This is a genomic window from Streptomyces boluensis, from assembly GCF_009908195.1.
Lineage (GTDB): Bacteria > Actinomycetota > Actinomycetes > Streptomycetales > Streptomycetaceae > Streptomyces > Streptomyces boluensis.
Window position 1 is genome coordinate 1 of the sequence record NZ_JAAAHS010000144.1, and the last position, 16,690, is coordinate 16,690.

General features: G+C 71.6%; 14 protein-coding genes. 9 read left to right on the plus strand and 5 right to left on the minus strand.

Features of this window, described 5'->3' with window-relative positions; genetic code table 11:
• The first annotated feature begins 135 nt into the window (after window positions 1-135).
• Genes GUY60_RS19005 through ybaK form a run of 3 tightly spaced genes read left to right on the plus strand, consistent with a single transcriptional unit; the run spans window position 136 to window position 2,452 of the window.
• Complete coding sequence (locus GUY60_RS19005) at window positions 136-1,158, plus strand: hypothetical protein (RefSeq protein ID WP_161699412.1); 1,023 nt, start codon at window positions 136-138, stop codon at window positions 1,156-1,158.
• A gap of 11 nt (window positions 1,159-1,169) precedes the next feature.
• Complete coding sequence (locus GUY60_RS19010; protein WP_161699413.1) at window positions 1,170-1,919, plus strand: LON peptidase substrate-binding domain-containing protein; 750 nt, start codon at window positions 1,170-1,172, stop codon at window positions 1,917-1,919.
• Between the two features lie 26 nt (window positions 1,920-1,945).
• A complete protein-coding gene (gene ybaK / locus GUY60_RS19015; protein ID WP_161699416.1) occupies window positions 1,946-2,452 on the plus strand; it encodes a Cys-tRNA(Pro) deacylase in 507 nt (168 codons plus the stop codon).
• A gap of 15 nt (window positions 2,453-2,467) precedes the next feature.
• On the opposite strand, the gene GUY60_RS19020 is transcribed toward ybaK, so the two are convergent.
• The 4 genes from GUY60_RS19020 to GUY60_RS19035 form a co-directional block, all read right to left on the minus strand.
• The gene (locus tag GUY60_RS19020) at window positions 2,468-3,142 is read right to left on the minus strand and encodes a hypothetical protein (protein WP_187370071.1); all 675 of its coding nucleotides are present in this window, start codon (window positions 3,140-3,142) and stop codon (window positions 2,468-2,470) included.
• Between the two features lie 240 nt (window positions 3,143-3,382).
• On the minus strand, window positions 3,383-4,213 hold the full coding sequence (locus GUY60_RS19025; RefSeq protein ID WP_376771270.1) for an ABC transporter permease: 831 nt from the start codon (window positions 4,211-4,213) through the stop codon (window positions 3,383-3,385).
• A 2-nt stretch (window positions 4,214-4,215) separates the two neighbouring features.
• Window positions 4,216-5,238, minus strand: coding sequence for an ABC transporter ATP-binding protein (locus GUY60_RS39080; protein ID WP_376771271.1), 1,023 nt, complete (start codon window positions 5,236-5,238; stop codon window positions 4,216-4,218).
• 89 nt (window positions 5,239-5,327) lie between these two features.
• A complete protein-coding gene (locus GUY60_RS19035; protein ID WP_161699433.1) occupies window positions 5,328-6,587 on the minus strand; it encodes an NYN domain-containing protein in 1,260 nt (419 codons plus the stop codon).
• Between the two features lie 271 nt (window positions 6,588-6,858).
• On the opposite strand from GUY60_RS19035, the gene GUY60_RS19040 reads away from it, so the two are divergent.
• Window positions 6,859-7,029 carry a hypothetical protein gene (locus GUY60_RS19040; protein ID WP_187370072.1) on the plus strand — a complete coding sequence of 57 codons (171 nt, stop codon included), beginning with the start codon at window positions 6,859-6,861 and terminating at the stop codon, window positions 7,027-7,029.
• Window positions 7,030-7,164: 135 nt separating this feature from the next.
• Here GUY60_RS19040 and dnaE read toward each other — a convergent pair whose 3' ends face one another.
• Window positions 7,165-10,716: a DNA polymerase III subunit alpha gene (dnaE, locus tag GUY60_RS19045; RefSeq protein WP_161699422.1), complete on the minus strand. Its 3,552-nt coding sequence runs from the start codon at window positions 10,714-10,716 to the stop codon at window positions 7,165-7,167.
• A 160-nt stretch (window positions 10,717-10,876) separates the two neighbouring features.
• Here dnaE and GUY60_RS19050 point away from each other — a divergent pair, with 160 nt between their 5' ends.
• The 5 genes from GUY60_RS19050 to GUY60_RS19070 form a co-directional block, all read left to right on the plus strand.
• On the plus strand, window positions 10,877-12,205 hold the full coding sequence (locus GUY60_RS19050) for a DUF2252 domain-containing protein (protein ID WP_161699424.1): 1,329 nt from the start codon (window positions 10,877-10,879) through the stop codon (window positions 12,203-12,205).
• 101 nt (window positions 12,206-12,306) lie between these two features.
• Entirely contained in the window at window positions 12,307-12,996 is a 690-nt protein-coding gene (locus GUY60_RS19055; protein WP_161699435.1) for a hypothetical protein, read from the plus strand.
• A 52-nt stretch (window positions 12,997-13,048) separates the two neighbouring features.
• Complete coding sequence (locus tag GUY60_RS19060; RefSeq protein WP_161699426.1) at window positions 13,049-13,867, plus strand: thioredoxin domain-containing protein; 819 nt, start codon at window positions 13,049-13,051, stop codon at window positions 13,865-13,867.
• Window positions 13,868-14,054: 187 nt separating this feature from the next.
• Window positions 14,055-15,740, plus strand: coding sequence for an alkaline phosphatase D family protein (locus tag GUY60_RS19065; RefSeq protein ID WP_161699428.1), 1,686 nt, complete (start codon window positions 14,055-14,057; stop codon window positions 15,738-15,740).
• 5 nt (window positions 15,741-15,745) lie between these two features.
• Window positions 15,746-16,690, plus strand: a 945-nt coding sequence (locus GUY60_RS19070; protein WP_161699430.1) for a serine/threonine-protein kinase, incomplete at its 3' end; no start/stop codon positions are given.

Sequence of the window (16,690 nt, forward strand, 5' to 3'; positions counted from 1 at the left end):
GGGGGTAGGGCGCGGGGCAGGGGTGTGCGGCCGGCCCCGGGCGCCGCCGAACCGTTACGACCACGGACGCAACCCCCCGCGCCCCGCAACCGTCCTCCCACGGCAACCACCAGGTACGAGGGGGACCTGAAACCCATGGCTCTGCTCCGTGCCCTGCTCGGTACGGTCCGGATGATCCGGCACGCGCCGCGGCTCGCCGCCGCCCTGCCCACCGACGACGCGGTCCTGCTCGACGCACCCGACGACCGCCTCGCCCCGGCCCTGCTCGCGGCCGGCCAGGGCGAGTACGAACCGGCCGCCAAGCTGCTCGCCGGCACGCGTGAGGCCGCCGAGTGGGAGAACCGCGACCGGTACCTGCTGCGCCTCGCCGCCTTCGCCCGGCACCGCGACGACTGGTGCGAACGGTGGCGCCTGGCCGCCCCGCACGACCCGGACGCCCTGCTCCTCAAGGCCGAACTCGCGCTGCGGCACGCCTGGGAGTCACCGGCGCGCGCCGCACTCCTTCGCGAGGTCGCGCCGCTGATCGGCGCGGCCGCCGAGGCGGACCCGCGCGACCCGGTGCCGTGGCGGATCGCCCTCGACCACGCGCGCGGCCGCGCCGCCTCGCGCAGCGACTTCGACGCGCTGTGGGCCGAGGCGGTGCGCCGCTCCCCGCACCACTACGGCTGTCACGCCGCGGGGCTCCAGTACCTCTCCGCGTCCTGGTTCGGCTCGCACGTGGAGTGCCTGGACTTCGCCGAGCAGGCGGCCGCCGCCGCGCTGCCCGGCTCCCTGGTGCGGGCGCTGCCCGCGCGGGCGGTGTTCGCGTATCTGCTCGCTCCGGGCCGCGGCACCGTCCCCGACCGCCGGCTGCACGCCGCCGCCGACTGGGCGGTCGAGCTGTCCGCCGCGTACGAGCCGGGCGACCCGTACCCGGCGGAGGTCCGCAATCTGCTCGCGTACGTCCTGGTCCGCCTGGAGCGGTGGAGCGAGGCGCTGGAGCAACTGCGGCTGATCGGGCCGCAGGCGACGTCCTTCCCGTGGGACCGGATCTCGGACGATCCGCTCGGCCAGTTCCTCGAACTGCGCGACGGCGTACGCCTTGAGGTGGCCGCCGCGACCCCGCTGCTCCGGCGGACCGGGGTGGACCCGCTCCGGCCGACATTCAGCGGCCATTAGGCTTGACCGTCGTGACCACCGTCCGGCTTCCGCTCTTCCCGCTGAACACCGTGCTGTTCCCGGGCCTCGTGCTGCCCTTGAACGTCTTCGAGGAGCGCTACCGCGCGATGATGCGCGACCTCGTCAAGGCCTCCCCCGACGACTCCGACGAGCCCCGCAGGTTCGTCGTGGTCGCCATCCGCGACGGCTACGAGGTGGCGCCCGCCGAGCCCGGCCTGCCGGACTCGACGGCGGTGCCCGAGCGCGGTGCCGCCGCCGGCTTCGGCCCCGACCCGCTGCACTCCTTCCACGGGATCGGCTGTGTCGCGGACGCGGCGACGGTGCGCGAGCGCGCCGACGGCAGCTTCGAGGTCCTCGCCACCGGCACCACCCGGGTCAAGCTGCTCTCGGTGGACGCCTCGGGCCCGTATCTGACCGCCGAGGTCGAGGAGCTGGCCGAGGACCCGGGCGAGGAGGCGGGGGCGCTCGCCGAGGGCGTGCTCCGGGCGTTCCGCGCCTACCAGAAGCGGCTCGCGGGCGCCCGTGAGCGCTCCCTCTCCACCGGCGCCGAGCTGCCCGACGAGCCGTCCGTGGTGTCGTACCTGGTGGCGGCCGCCGCGGTCCTCGACACCCCGACCAAGCAGCGCCTGCTGCAGGCCCCGGACACCGCGTCCCGGCTGCGCGACGAGCTGAAACTCCTTCGCACGGAGACCGCGGTGATCCGTAACCTGCCGTCGCTGCCCGCCGTCGACCTGACGCGCGGGCCGACGAGCCTGAACTGATCGCGCACCGCGCGGGCGAGGGACCGATGGCGAAGAAGTCCAAGACCAAGAAGCAGCAGTCCGGCGGCACTCCGGCGACCGTGGCCCTCACCGAGGCGGACGTCCCGTTCACGGTGCACGCCTACGAGCACGACCCGGCCCACCCGTCCTACGGCGACGAGGCGGCCGAGGCGATGGGCGTGTCCCCCGACCGGGTGTTCAAGACCCTGGTCGCCGACGTGGACGGCGCCCTCACCGTGGCGGTGGTCCCGGTCGCGGGCTCCCTCGACCTGAAGGCGCTGGCCGCGGCGGTCGGCGGGAAGCGCGCCGCGATGGCCGACCCGGCGGCGGCGGAGCGCACCACCGGGTACGTACGCGGCGGCATCTCCCCGCTGGGCCAGCGCAAGCGGCTGCGTACGGTTCTGGACGACTCGGCGTCCGGGCACGCCACGATCTGTGTGTCCGCGGGCCGCCGCGGCCTCGAAGTCGAGCTGGCGCCGGACGACTTGGCGCAACTGACGGGCGCGGTGCTCGCCCCGGTCGGCCGGGTCTGACAAACCCTGACGGGGTCAGGACTCGCGCGCGCCGCCCTCGGGACCGTGCTTGCCGCCGGGCGCCGCCGACCAGTCGTGGTACGGGACGGCGTCGAACTCCGGGTCACGCGGACCGAACAGCGCGGTCAGGCCCAGGTGGACGGCGAGCGCGGCGATGGGCCAGGCGAGCAGGGCGCCGATCGCGTTCAGCTCCAGGGGCGCGTCGAAGGTCACCCCGGGACCGGCCTCCTTGGCCCGCGCCACCACGTCACCGCCGGGGCCGACCAGGATGCCGAGGCGCCAGGCCACGACGGAGGCGAGCAGCCCGCCGAGCGCGAGCCCGACCACCAGCGGGACCCCGCCGCGCTTGCGCGCCAGGAACACCACGAGCCCGCTGAGCACCCCGAACGCGAGCGCGAGCAGGAGGAACGTGCCGTCGGCGCCGATCGCCTGCTCGCCCTCGATCTCCTTGAGGAACACGGACCTCTCGTCCGCGACGAGCGGCACCCGCGGCGCCAGCCAGTTCCACAGCAGGCCGAGGAAGGCACCGCACACCGTGACCGCCACGGCGATCACCGCGGCCTCCTTCAGCTCGGTCTGTATGCCGGGCCCGTCGTCCTCGGGGAACGGAGCGGCGGAGCCAGCGGACGGCGGCACCGCCCAGGGGTCACTGGCGGAGGGCTGATGCGGCGGTGTGTGCGGTGCGGTCACCCGACCATCGTGCCAGGCCGTCCACCGGCCGGGCGGGCCGGGACCACCCACCCGGGCCGGCGGCCGGGAGCGCCACCAGCCCCGACCCGCATTTCCCAGCCCGTCCGGGGGCACCGCCCAGCGGTAGCTGGGGGAGTTTGAGGACGAGGCCGCAGGCCGACAAAGGGCGCGGGTCCGGGGCGGCGCGAGCCCCGGAGAACCCGAGCCCACGACCACCTCACCGAGACACAGAACAGAACCTCAGCGGACCGCAGCCCGCCGGTACGCCCACGTCGCCACGGCGAGCGACACCACACCCACGCCCGCGCAGACCGCGAGGTCGACCCCCACGGCGAGCCAGTCGGGGTGCGCGTCGAAGGTGCGGGCGAACGCCTCCACCCCGTACGTGGACGGGAGCAGATCCCGTGCGTACTGCAGCAGGACCGGCATCCGCTCCGCCGGCAGCACCCCGAGCAGCAGCGCCGCCGACATGCCCAACTGGCCGAGCAGCGTGGCGAGTTCGGGCCGGGGCGCGAGCAGCCCGAGGGCCGCGCCGAGCCCGGCGAGGGCGGCACCGGTGAGCGGGATGACCGCGACGAGCACCCACACATGGGTCAGCGGAAGCCCGAACAGCACGCTGCCCACCACGGCGGTGACGATCGTGCCGGGCACGGTGAACGAGGCGTACGCACCGGCCGCGCCGAGCACGACGGCGGCGGGCGGCACGGGCAGCGTCGCGTAGTGGTCGAGGCCGCCCTGCGCGCGCAGCTGGCCGAAGTACTGGGCGAGCAGGTTGAGCGCGACGAAGGCCACGACGAGCACCGCGGACCCGGCGACGACGGCCCGCGCCTCCTGGCCCCCGTCGACGACGCCGCGCATCAGGACCATGATCCCGACGGACTGGAAGGTGGCGACGAAAAGCAGCGGGATCCGGGCGACGCGCGCCCGGGAGAGCTGGGCCCGGTAGACGGCGCCGAGCGCGGGCAGCAGCCGCGCGGCCGGGGCGAGCGGGGCCGCCTCGTCCCGCGGCGCGCGGACCGGCTCCGCGGCGGGCCGCGCGAGCGCCCCGGCGCCCGTCTCCGTCTCGTGCACCGTCACACCTTCACCAAACCCTTCGTACGCCCGCCGAGCGCGAGGTACACGTCCTCCAGGCTCGGCGTGGCCAGTGTGAAGTCGTCGAGCGCCGCGAAGGCCGTGCCGCCGGTGACCGCGGCGACCGCGGCGCGGGCCTCGTCCGGGGCGAGCCGCAGGGTCCAGCGCCGCCCGGACTCCTCGGCGAAGGCGCGCAGCGCGGCGACCTCGGGGACGTCGAGCGGGGCGCTCTCGCGCCACACGAGGTCGAGCCTGACCTCGCCGGCGACCGCGCTCTTGAGCCCCGAGGGGGTGTCGCAGGCGATGACGCGGCCCTCTTCGAGGACGGCGACCCGGTCGAGCACGGTCTCCGCCTCGATGACGTTGTGGGTGACGAGCAGGACCGTCGTACCGCGTTCGGCGCGGCGCCGGTCGACGGCGGCCCACACGGCCCGTCGGGCCACCGGGTCCATGCCGGTGGTGGGTTCGTCGAGGACGAGCAGCGGGCGTTCACCGACGAGCGCGGCGGCGAAGCAGGCGAGCCGCCGCTGGCCACCGGAGAGCTTCTTCAGCGGGCGCCCGGCGATCGGGGTGAGGCCGAGCTCGTCGAGGACGTCGTCCCGCTCGGCGCGGGCGGCCTTGATGTCGAGGCCGCGCAGCCGACCGGTGGTCTCGGCGGCGAGGGAGACGGTGAGTTCGTCGAGCGCGGTGGACTCCTGGCCGAGGTAGGCGAGGATCCGCGCGGCCCGTTCTGGGTGCCGCACGATGTCGTGCCCGAGGATCCGCACGCTCCCGGAGTCGGGCCGCATGAGTCCGGTGAGCTGTCGTACGAGGGTGGACTTGCCGGCGCCGTTGGGGCCGAGGAGTCCGAAGATCTCGCCGCGGCGGACGGTGAGCGTGACGTCGTCGGTGGCGCGCACGGCGGGCGTCGCGGGTGTCCCGCGGCGGCCGCGCGCGGCGGGATACGTCTTGACGAGGTCACGCGCCACGCACACGGCTTCGTCTCCGTGTGCCCCAGCGTTCGGGTGCCCGGTGCGCGTATTCACGAGGGACGAGACTACGGGACCGCCCCGGCCCCGGTCTCCACCGGGCACCGGGGCCACGTGAACCTCGGCAAGTCGTACGTGCCGCGCGGCTAATCGGCCGCGGAGGCGGGTGCGGAAGCCGGCGCGGAGGCGGGCGCGGAGGCCGGTGTGCCGGCCCGTACGTCGACCTCGCGCCAGAACCCGGCCCTGATCGCGTACCGGTCGTGCTCGTCGATCTGGTCGTCCTTGTGCGTGAGGAGCCCGAACCGGGCGGCGTAGCGCAGCAGTTCACCGTCGATACGGTGTGGAATGCGCGGATACATCCCGGAAAGGCCGCGCATGTCCACGGGCTCGGGCAGCCGGGCCATCCAGCGGCGGGCGAAGACCTGGCCCACCTCGAAGGGGTCGCCGCCGACCGTGGTGATGTCCTCCTCGCGGTCGGCCCAGCGCTGCTCGGCGGTGGTGAGCTGGGCGAGCGTCGGCAGCGCCGCGGCCTCGGAGGGCTCGGCCGGGTTGCCGGGCCGGTCGACCCAGCCCTTGTCGGACGACCAGCGCAGGGTGGCGTTGGTGTGGTCCTTGGCCGCCGGGGCGCCGGGCCCGCGCAGCGCGGCGAGGTCCTTGGGCGTGGGTACGCCGGGCTTGCCCTGCGGGTGCCGCTCCGCTGCGCTGTGGTCGGCGGGGGCGTCGGCGCCTTCGGCCGCGGCCGGTTGCTCCGTGGCGTGCTCGGCGGCCGCGGCGAGCGCGGACTCGGGCAGCGGCGCGGAGAGGATCGCCGCGATCTCCGGGCGCGGGGCGGGCTGCGGCGCGCAGACCCCGGTGAGTTCCTTGGCGCGTACGGCCTGGGTGATCCAGGCACGGTCGAGGACGCGGCGCTCGTCGGCCTCCGCGACCAGGTCCTCGGACTGGTTGTAGTCGCCGTCGGCGGCCTGCACGGCCCACAGGTGGACGGCGACGCCGTGCTCCTTGGCGGACATCAGTCCGGGCAGCAGATCGCCGTCGCCGGTGACCAGGACCACGTCGGAACAGGCCCGGTTGCGGGCGAGTTCGGTGAGCTCGGCGTGCATCGCGGCGTCCACGCCCTTCTGCGCCCAGCGCCCGTCGCTGCGGGTCAGGGCGCCGAGCCGGACCGTGACCCGCGGCATCACCCGGAGCCTGCGGTGCTCGGGCTGGGGTACGCGGTCGGGGGCGCCGTCGAACCAGTAGATCCGCAGCAGCGGGCGCTCGGTCTCGGCCTCGGCGCGATCTCGCAGGGCCTGGATGAGCGCGGCGTGGTCGACGGTGATCCGTGACCGTGAGGGTTCCTTGGCGAGCAGACTCGCGGCGGCACCGAGAAGATATCCGGCGTCCACCAGGACGACGCAGCGGTCCACGCTTTCCACCCTCTTTCCCTGAGGCTCCCCGACATCGGGAATCGGGGGCGGGTTTGCTTCGGGTTGTCTTCGAGTCTGCCCGAACGCGCGGGGGTTGACGGCCCGAACTCGATCTTCGGCGTGGCGTTTCGGGAAGTTCGGCACAGAGCCCACCGGAACACTTCCGGACAGGGCTAATTACACACGGTAATTCTCTGAAATGCGGCCCATGTCGGCGTATGTGAATCTGATTTCGGCCCTGGCCCCTAGATCCCCCTCAGGAGGCATCACCATGGCCAAGAACAAGAATCGCCAGCAGGGCAATCAGCAGCAGCGCGGTCAGCAGCAGACACCGCAGCGCGGCGGCGAGCAGCAGACCGAGCCGGCGATGCCGAGCGACTCTCCGAGCCCTGCGAACATTGCTGAGCGCAGCCGTAAGCAGAAGAAGTTCGGCCACAACTGACTCAGGTCGCACATCGCCTGGCACAGTACCGAAGGGTGCGCCCCGAAAAGGGCGCGCCCTTCGCGCGTTCTGCTTCGGCTCACGGGAATTGTGGCCCGCGGCGCCTTGCCGTTGCAGTGCCTATCCGGGAAGTGCCTATCCGGCCAGGCACTGCGGGCCGAGCAGTACCTTGAGGTCGCCGAACAGCGCCGGGTCGGGTTGCACGCGGTGCCGGTCGAGCCGGAGCACGGTGGTCTTGCGGGCGCCGACGAGCTTGATCCGCACCTCGGAGTTGCCCTTGTGGTGCCCGAGCACCTCGCCGAGGCGGCTGACCATCGGCGGGGTGACCTTGACCGTCGGAATGGTGATCAGGACGGGGGCGTTGGTGCCCGCGTGGGACAGGTCGGGGACCTGCATCTCCATGGAGACCAGACGCGGCACGTCCTCACGCTTGTCGAGCCGCCCCTTGACGAACACCACGGCGTCCTCGACGAGTTGGGTCGACACCAGTTGGTACGTCGCCGGGAAGAACATGCACTCGATGGAGCCCGCGAGGTCCTCGACGGTGGCGATCGCCCAGGCGTTGCCCTGCTTGGTCATCTTGCGCTGGAGGCCCGAGATGATGCCGCCGATGGTGACGATCGAACCGTCCGAGTAGTCACCGCCGGTGAGCTGTCCGATGCCCGCGTCGGCCTTGTCGGACAGCACGTGCTCCAGGCCGAACAGCGGGTGGTCCGAGACGTACAGACCGAGCATCTCCCGCTCCTGGGCGAGGAGATACGTCTTCTCCCACTCCTCCTCGGAGAACTCCACGTCGAGCCCGAAGCCCGGTTCGTCGCCCGCGGACTCGTCGCCCATGCCGCCGAAGAGGTCGAACTGCCCCTCCGCCTCCTTCCGCTTGACCGCCACGACGTTGTCGATCATCGGTTCGTACTGCGCGGTGAGGCCCTTGCGGGTGTGGTGCATGGTGTCGAACGCGCCCGCCTTGATGAGCGATTCGGTGGTGCGCTTGTTGCAGGCGGCCGCCTCGACCTTGTCGAGGTAGTCGGGGAAGGAGCTGAACTTCCCCTTCGCCTTGCGCGAGCGGATGATCGACTCGACGACGTTGGTGCCGACGTTACGGACCGCCTCCAGGCCGAAGAGGATCACGTCGTCGCCCTGCGCGGCGAAGTTGTGCACCGACTCGTTGACGTTCGGCGGGAGCACCTTGATGCCCATGCGGCGGCACTCGTTGAGGTAGACGGCCGACTTGTCCTTGTCGTCCTTCACCGAGGTGAGCAGCGCCGCCATGTACTCGGCCGGGTAGTTCGCCTTCAGGTAGGCGGTCCAGTAGGTGACCAGGCCGTACGCGGAGGAGTGCGCCTTGTTGAAGGCGTATCCGGCGAACGGCACCAGGACGTCCCACAGGGCCTGGATCGCGGCGTCGGAGAAGCCCTTCTCCTTGGCGCCGGCCTGGAACAGGACGAAGTTCTTCTCCAGCTCCTCGGGCTTCTTCTTGCCCATCACGCGGCGCAGGATGTCGGCTTCGCCGAGTGAGTAACCGGCGATGATCTGCGCGGCCTTCTGCACCTGCTCCTGGTACACGATCAGGCCGTAGGTGAGGCCCAGCGTCTCCTTCAGGGGCTCCTCGAGCTCCGGGTGGATCGGCGTGATCTCCTGGCGGCCGTTCTTGCGCTCGGCGTAGTTCGTGTGCGAGTTCATGCCCATCGGGCCCGGCCGGTACAGGGCCGAGACGGCGGAAATGTCCTCGAAGTTGTCGGGCTGCATCTGGCGGAGCAGTGAGCGCATCGGGCCGCCGTCGAACTGGAAGACGCCGAGGGTGTCACCGCGGCAGAGCAGTTCGAAGGTCTTCGGGTCGTCGAGCGGGAGCGAGAGCATCTCCAGGTCGATGCCCTTGTTGGCCCGGACCATCTTGACGGCGTCGTCCATGATGGTCAGGTTCCGAAGGCCCAGGAAGTCCATCTTGAGCAGGCCGAGCGACTCGCACTGGGGGTAGTCCCACTGCGTGATCGTCACGCCGTCGGAGTGCCGCGTCCAGAGCGGGGCGTGGTCGACGATCGGCTCGCTGGACATGATCACGCCGGCCGCGTGCACGCCCATCTGCCGGACCAGGCCCTCGACGCCCTTGGCGGTGTCGATGACCTTCTTGACGTCCGGTTCGTTCTCGTACATCCCCCGGATCTCGCCCGCCTCGCCGTAGCGCGGGTGCTTGGGGTCGGTGATGCCGGAGAGGTCGATGCCCTTGCCGAGGACGTCGGCGGGCATGGCCTTGGTGAGGCGGTCGCCCATCGCGTACGGATATCCGAGCACGCGCGCGGAGTCCTTGATGGCGTTCTTCGCCTTGATCTTGCCGTAGGTGCCGATCATGGCGACCTTGTCGGCGCCGTACTTCTCCGTCACGTACCTGATCACTTCGACGCGCCTGCGCTCGTCGAAGTCGATGTCGACATCGGGCATGGAGACGCGCTCGGGGTTGAGGAACCGCTCGAAGATCAGGCCGTGCGTGATCGGGTCGAGGTCGGTGATGCCCATGGCGTACGCCACGATCGAACCGGCCGCGGAGCCTCGGCCTGGACCGACCGCGATGCCGTTGTTCTTGGCCCACATGATGAAGTCGGCGACCACCAGGAAGTATCCCGGGAACCCCATCTGGATGATGATGTCCATCTCGTACTGGGCCTGCTGCTGCCGGTCGTCGGGGACGCCGCCCGGGTAGCGGCGCTCCATGCCGCGGCGGACCTCCTCCTGGAACCAGGTGACCTCGGTGAAGCCGTCCGGGATGTCGAACTTCGGCATCAGGTCGCGCTTCTCGAACATGCCGCTGGTGTCGATCTGCTCGGCCACCAGGAGCGTGTTGCGGCAGCCCTCCTGCCAGGCGTCCGACGAGTCGATGGCGTACATCTCGTCGGTCGTCTTCAGGTAGTAGCCGGTGCCGTCGAAGCGGAAGCGGTCCGGGTCGGAGAGGTTCTTGCCGGTCTGGATGCACAACAGCGCGTCGTGCGCGGTCGACTCGTGTGCGTACGTGTAGTGCGAGTCGTTGGTCACCAGGGGCGGGATGCCGAGCTTCTTGCCGACCTCCAGGAGCCCGTCACGCACCCGGCGCTCGATCTCGATGCCGTGGTCCATCAGCTCCAGGAAGTACCGGTCCTTGCCGAAGATGTCCTGGTACTCCGAGGCCGCCTTCAGGGCCTCGTCGAACTGGCCGAGGCGCAGCCTGGTCTGCAGCTCCCCCGAGGGGCAGCCGGTGGAGGCGATCAGGCCGTCCGACCACTGCGCGATGGTCTCCTTGTCCATGCGCGGCCACTTCTGCAGCCAGCCCTCCGCGTACGCGTCCGAGGACAGCTTGAAGAGGTTGTGCAGGCCCGTGCTGTTCGCCGCCCAGATCGTCTTGTGGGTGTAACCACCCGAACCCGAGACGTCGTCCCGCTTCTGGTGCGGCTGGCCCCACTGGATCTTCCGCTTGTACTGCCGGGACTGGGGGGCGACGTACGCCTCGATGCCGATGATCGGCGTCACACCGGCCTTCTTCGCGGAGTGGAAGAAGTCGTACGCCCCGTGGAGGTTGCCGTGGTCCGTCATCGCGACATGGGTCATGCCCATCTCGTTGCAGGCGTCGAACATGTCCTTCAGCCGGGCCGCACCGTCGAGCAGCGAGTACTGGGTGTGGACATGCAGGTGCGTGAAAGGCGGCCTGGACGAGGCGGTCACGGTGGAAGACCTCCGGAAGAACTCACGGCGACAGGGTGGGGGGACAGCGCTGAAGTCTACGTCCGGGGACTGACAGCTCGCGGGCACTCGGAGGTAGCTTCGTGCGTTGAAGAGGACGGAACACCTGTCCCAAATGTCATGCACCAGGAGGCACCCAGCGATGTCGGTCCCCGAGCTCAGCGCTGAGCAGCGCGGCGAGCAGATCCTCGCCGTATTCGACACCGCGTTCGGCGAGCTCCTCGCCGCCGACCCGGCGGCGTTCCGCGTGAAGTTCCGCAAGATGGCGGCCAGTGCCTTCGCCTTCTACCGCGGTACGGCGTGCCTCTTCTACCACGACCTGGAGCGCGAGCAGCACGGCGGCCCGTACCTCGACGACCGCACCGGCCGGGTGTGGATCCACGGCGACCTGCACGCCGAGAACTTCGGTACGTACATGGACGCGCAGGGCCGCCTGATCTTCAACGTCAACGACTTCGACGAGGCGTACGTCGGCCCCTTCACCTGGGACCTGAAGCGGTTCGCGGCCTCCGTCGCCCTGATCGGGTACTCCAAGGCGCTCAGCGACGAGCAGATCACCGACCTGGTCCACACGTACGCGGAGGCGTACCGCGAGCGGGTGCACGCGCTGGCCACCGGCGCGAAGAACGACGAGGTGCCGCCCTTCACCCTGGACACGGCCGAGGGCCCGCTCCTGGACGCGCTGCGCTCGGCGCGCTCGCTGACCCGGTTCGGGCTGCTCGAGTCGATGACGGAGATCCGCGAGTTCGAGCGCCGGTTCACCGAGGGCGGCGGCTCCATCGAGCTGGACGCCGCGACCCGGTACAAGGTCCTGGCGGCCTTCGACGGGTACCTGGAGACCCTCCCGGAGTCCTCGCTGACCCGCCCCGACTCGTACCGCGTGAAGGACGTCGTGGGGCGGCGCGGCATCGGGATCGGCTCGGCGGGGCTGCCGTCGTACAACATCCTCCTGGAGGGCAATTCCGACGCCCTCGAGAACGATGTCGTGATCTACATGAAGCAGGCGCAGACCCCGGCGGTCTCCCGGCACATCACGGACCCGGTGGTGAGCGGGTACTTCCAGCACGAGGGCCACCGCACGGTGATCTCGCAGCGGGCCCTGCAGGCGCACGCCGACCCGTGGCTGGGCTGGACGGAGCTGGACGGCTCGGGCCAGCTGGTCGCCGAGGTGTCGCCGTACGCGGTGGACCTCGACTGGTCGGACATCGACGACCCGGAGGAGATCGCCGCCGTCGTCGCCGACCTGGGCCGGGCGACGGCCACCATGCACGCGGCGGCGGACGACGAGAGCGGCCACTCGGAGCTGGTGCCGTTCTCCACGGAGCGGGCGATCGACGCGGCCATCGCGGCCGACGAGGAGGGGTTCGCCGGTCTGCTCGCGGAGTTCGCGCACGCGTACGGGGCGCGGGCGCGGCAGGACCACCAGATCTTCGTGGACCTCTTCCGCAACGGGCGGATCCCGGGCCTGTAAGGACCCTCTTGAGGGGCGGGCGCCCGCCCCGCGCGGGGTGCGGGCGTTCACAGGAAACCTTGAGGGGGGACTTACTTATCCGCATGGCAGACTTTCGGGCCATGGACATATCCGGGTCGCAGCTCAGAGCGGCGCGGGCAGCACTCTTCACGGCGGTCGTCGTGACGCTGTCCGCGGCCTCGCACGTGCTGCTGTCCCGGGTCCCGCTGCCGCTGTCCACGGTGGCCGCCGTGGGCGCGGTGGTGTTCGCGCTCGCCTATCTGCTCGCCGGGCGTGAGCGCGGCTTCTGGCGGATCTCCGCCCTCCTGATCCCGGCCGAACTGGCCGCGGACACCGTCTTCACCGCGGGCCAGCACGTCTGTTACGGCGAGGTGGGCGGCCCGGTCGCCGGGCCGCTGCGCTCCTTCGGCCTCGACGTGCTGTGCGCGGGCGACGGGGTCGGTGCCGCCCTGGCGCGGGCCGCGGGCGGGGCCAGGCGCCCGGCCGCCGAACTGCTCGCCGCCGCGGACCCGGCGGCCGCCTGGCTGCTGCTCGCCGCGCACATCGGCGTGGGCCTGCTGGCCGCCGCCTGGCTGCGGCGCGGCGAGCGCGCCCTCGCGCAGCTGCTGCGCGCCGCCGCGCAGCTCGCCTTCCGGCCGCTGCTCGTCGCGGTCGCCGCCGTCGGCGTACGGCTCGAACCGTCGCGTCGTACGCCGCCGCGCACGCACCGGACCCGCGCCACGCGCGCGTGGCGCTTCGCACACTCCGTGAACCGGCGTGGACCGCCGTGCCAGGCCCCCGCTTTCGCCTGAGCACGTCACCCCACCCCCACACCACGCCAGCCAGCAAACGGAGAACAGAACCATGAGCAAGCGCAACACCCAGCAGGCGAAGACCGCGGCCCGCGAGCGGCTGCGGGCCGAGCGGGAGCGCCAGGCCAAGAAGGACAAGGCGCGCCGGCAGGCGATAGTCGGCGTGAGCATCGTCGGCGTACTGGCGGTGGCCGCGGGCGCCGGATTCCTGGTCATGCAGGCCAACAAGCCCACCGCGTGGGAGGCCGCCAAGGAAGCCAAGCTGGTCGCGCCCGCCAACACCTCGGGCAAGAACGGCACGACGGTCGTCGTCGGCAAGGCCGGCGCGAAGAAGACCCTGGAGCTGTACGAGGACCCGCGCTGCCCGATCTGCGCGAGCTTCGAGCAGGGCGCGGGTGAGCAGGTCAAGAAGGATGTCGCGGACGGCAAGTACAAGGTGCAGTTCTTCGGCGCCTCGTTCATCGACAACGCCGCGAGCGGCGAGGGCTCCAAGAACGCCCTGAGCGCCCTCGGCGCCGCCCTGAACGTGAGCGATGACGCCTTCCTCGACTACAAGTCGGCGCTCTACTCGGCGAAGAACCACCCCGAGGAGAACGACGACAAGTTCAAGGACGACGCGGCCCTCATCAAGATCGCGGACGAGGTCCCGGAGCTCAAGGGCAACAAGAAGTTCCAGAAGGCTGTCGAGGACGGCACCTTCGACAAGTGGGCCCTGGAGATGTCGGCCGCGTTCGACAAGAGCGGCGTCTCGGGCACGCCGACGCTGAAGATGGACGGCAAGAAGCTGGAAGTGGACTTCAACGGTCAGAAGGGCACGCCGATGACCGCGGAGCAGCTCACGCAGGCGGTCGACAAGGCCCTCAAGGCCTGACTTCACGGCCTGACCGGCTGACGTCACGGCCTGACCGGCCGACCTCAAGGCCTGACCGGCCGGCCTCACGGGTGGCCCCGCCGACTGCCCGTCGGCGGCGGCCGTCGGTCGACGTAGAGCGAAAGAGCGGGCGAACATTCGTTGTTCGCTCGCTCTTTGTTCATACCGGTCAGTAATCTGACCGCTCGTGACCAAGAGACTCAGCCACGAGACCCCCACCTCGCCCGCAATTCCCAAGCGCCGTACGGTCGTCAAGGCCGCCGCGGCCACCGCGGTCGTCGTCCCGCTCGCGACCGCCCCCCTCGCCCACGCCGCCGCCCGCACCTCCGCCGAAGGACCCGCCTTCCTGCACGGTGTCGCGTCCGGCGACCCGCTGCCCGACGGTGTGCTCCTGTGGACCCGGGTCACGCCCACCGCGGAGGCCGTGCCCGGCTCCGGCAAGGGCCCCGACACCACGGTGCGTTGGGAGATATCCGAGGACCGGGACTTCTCCCGGGTGACCGCAAGCGGCAGCACCACCGCACGGGCCGCGAGCGACCACACCGTAAAGGCCGATGTAAGGGGCCTGCACCCGGCGACGGACTATTACTTCCGCTTCTCCGTGGGCAGTTCGGACTCCCCCGCCGTCTCCCCCGTCGGCCGCACCCGCACCACCCCGGCCCACGAGGCCGCGGCACCCGGCGTCCGCTTCGGCGTGGTCTCGTGCGCCAACTGGGAGGCCGGCTGGTTCTCCGCGTACCGCCATCTCGCCGCCCGCCCCGACCTGGACGCGGTGCTGCACCTCGGCGACTACATCTACGAGTACGAGTCCGGCGGCTACCCCGTCAGCGAGGACGTGCTCCGCGCGCACGCCCCGCTGCACGAGATCGTCTCCCTCGCCGACTACCGCACCCGGCACGGCAAGCACAAGACGGACGCCGACCTCCAGGCCCTGCACGCCCGGCACCCCGTCATCGCGATCTGGGACGACCACGAGTTCGCCAACGACACCTGGTCGGGCGGCGCCGAGAACCACACGCCCGGCACCGAGGGCGACTGGTCCGCGCGCCAAGCGGCCGCCAAGCAGGCCTACTTCGAGTGGATGCCGGTCCGCCCCGCCACCGAGGGCACCGTCTACCGCCGCATCCGGTACGGCAAGCTCGCCGATCTGCACCTGCTCGACCTGCGCTCGTTCCGCTCCCAGCAGACGACGGTCGGCAACGGCGACGTGGACGACCCGGAGCGCACCCTCACCGGGCGCGCCCAGCTCGACTGGCTCAAGCAGGGCCTGGCCGGCTCGCAGGCGCAGTGGAAGCTGGTCGGCACCTCGGTGATGATCTCGCCGGTGGCCTTCGGCTCCGTACCGGCCCATCTGCTCGGCCCGCTCGCGGAGTTGCTCGGCCTGCCCAAGGAGGGGCTCGCGGTCAACGTCGACCAGTGGGACGGCTACACCGACGACCGCAAGGAGCTCCTGGCCCACCTCACCGACCGGGGCATCAAGGACACCGTCTTCCTCACCGGCGACATCCACATGGCCTGGGCGAACGACGTGCCGGTGAAGGCCGCCACGTACCCGCTGTCGGAGAGCGCCGCCACGGAGTTCGTCGTCACCTCGGTGACCTCGGACAACCTCGACGACATCCTGAAGGTCGCCCCGCACACCGTGTCCCTGGTCGCGGCCGGCGCGGTCAAGGCCGCCAACCGCCATGTGAAGTGGCTCGACATGGACTCGCACGGCTACGGCGTCCTCGACGTCACCGCGGAGCGCTCGCAGATGGACTACTACGCGCTGTCCGACAAGTCCGACCCGGCGGCGACCTCCGAGTGGCTCCGCTCGTACCGCACTGCGTCCGGTACGCAGCGCGTGGAGCGGGCGGACCAGCCCGTACGCTGACCCGCATGAACGGGGACGGGGACGCGGGCGGCACGAGGATCATCGACGGGCGCTTCGAGTTGATCGAGCGGCTGGGCAGCGGCGGCATGGGCACCGTGTGGCGGGCGCGCGACACGGTGCTGCACCGCGAGGTGGCGCTCAAGGAGGTCCGCTCCCCCGACCCGGCCGCGTCCCCGGACGCGGACCGGGTGCTGCGCGAGCGGGTACTCCGCGAGGCCCGAGCCCTCGCCCGGCTCAGCCATCCGCATGTCGTCACGATCTACCACATCGTGGACGCGGCGGCGGACGGTCACCCGTGGCTCGTGATGGAGCTGCTGCCCGGCCACACGCTCCAGGACCGGCTGGCCCAGGGCCCGTTGGACCCGCGGGAGGCCGCGCGCCTCGGCCGTCAGGTGCTCTCCGCGCTGCGCGCCGCGCACGCCGCCGGTATCCAGCACCGCGACGTGAAGCCCGCCAACGTGATGCTCAGGGACGACGGCAGCGCGGTCCTCACGGACTTCGGCATCGCCGCGCTCCAGGGCACGACCTCGCTGACCGCGACCGGGGACCTGATCGGTTCCCCCGAGTACATCGCCCCGGAGCGCATCCGCGGCGCCGACGACAACCCGTCCTCCGACCTGTGGTCCCTGGGCCTGGTCCTGTACGTGGCGGTGGAGGGCGTGAGTCCGCTGCGCCGGGCCACCACGCTCGCCACCCTCGCCGCGGTCCTCGACGAGCCCGTGCCGCCACCGGTCCGCTCGGGCCCGCTCGCGCCGGTCCTGTCCGCCCTGCTCGTACGGGACCCGGCCGCGCGGCCCTCCGCCGGACAACTGGACGCGATGCTGACGCGGGCCGAGTCGGGCGAACCACCACAGTGGGCCAACGAGCAGCCGACGCCCGGCCCGTACGCACCCGCACCCGCACCCGCACCGACAGCCGTCCAGGCCTCGGCACCCGACCCCGACTCCGCC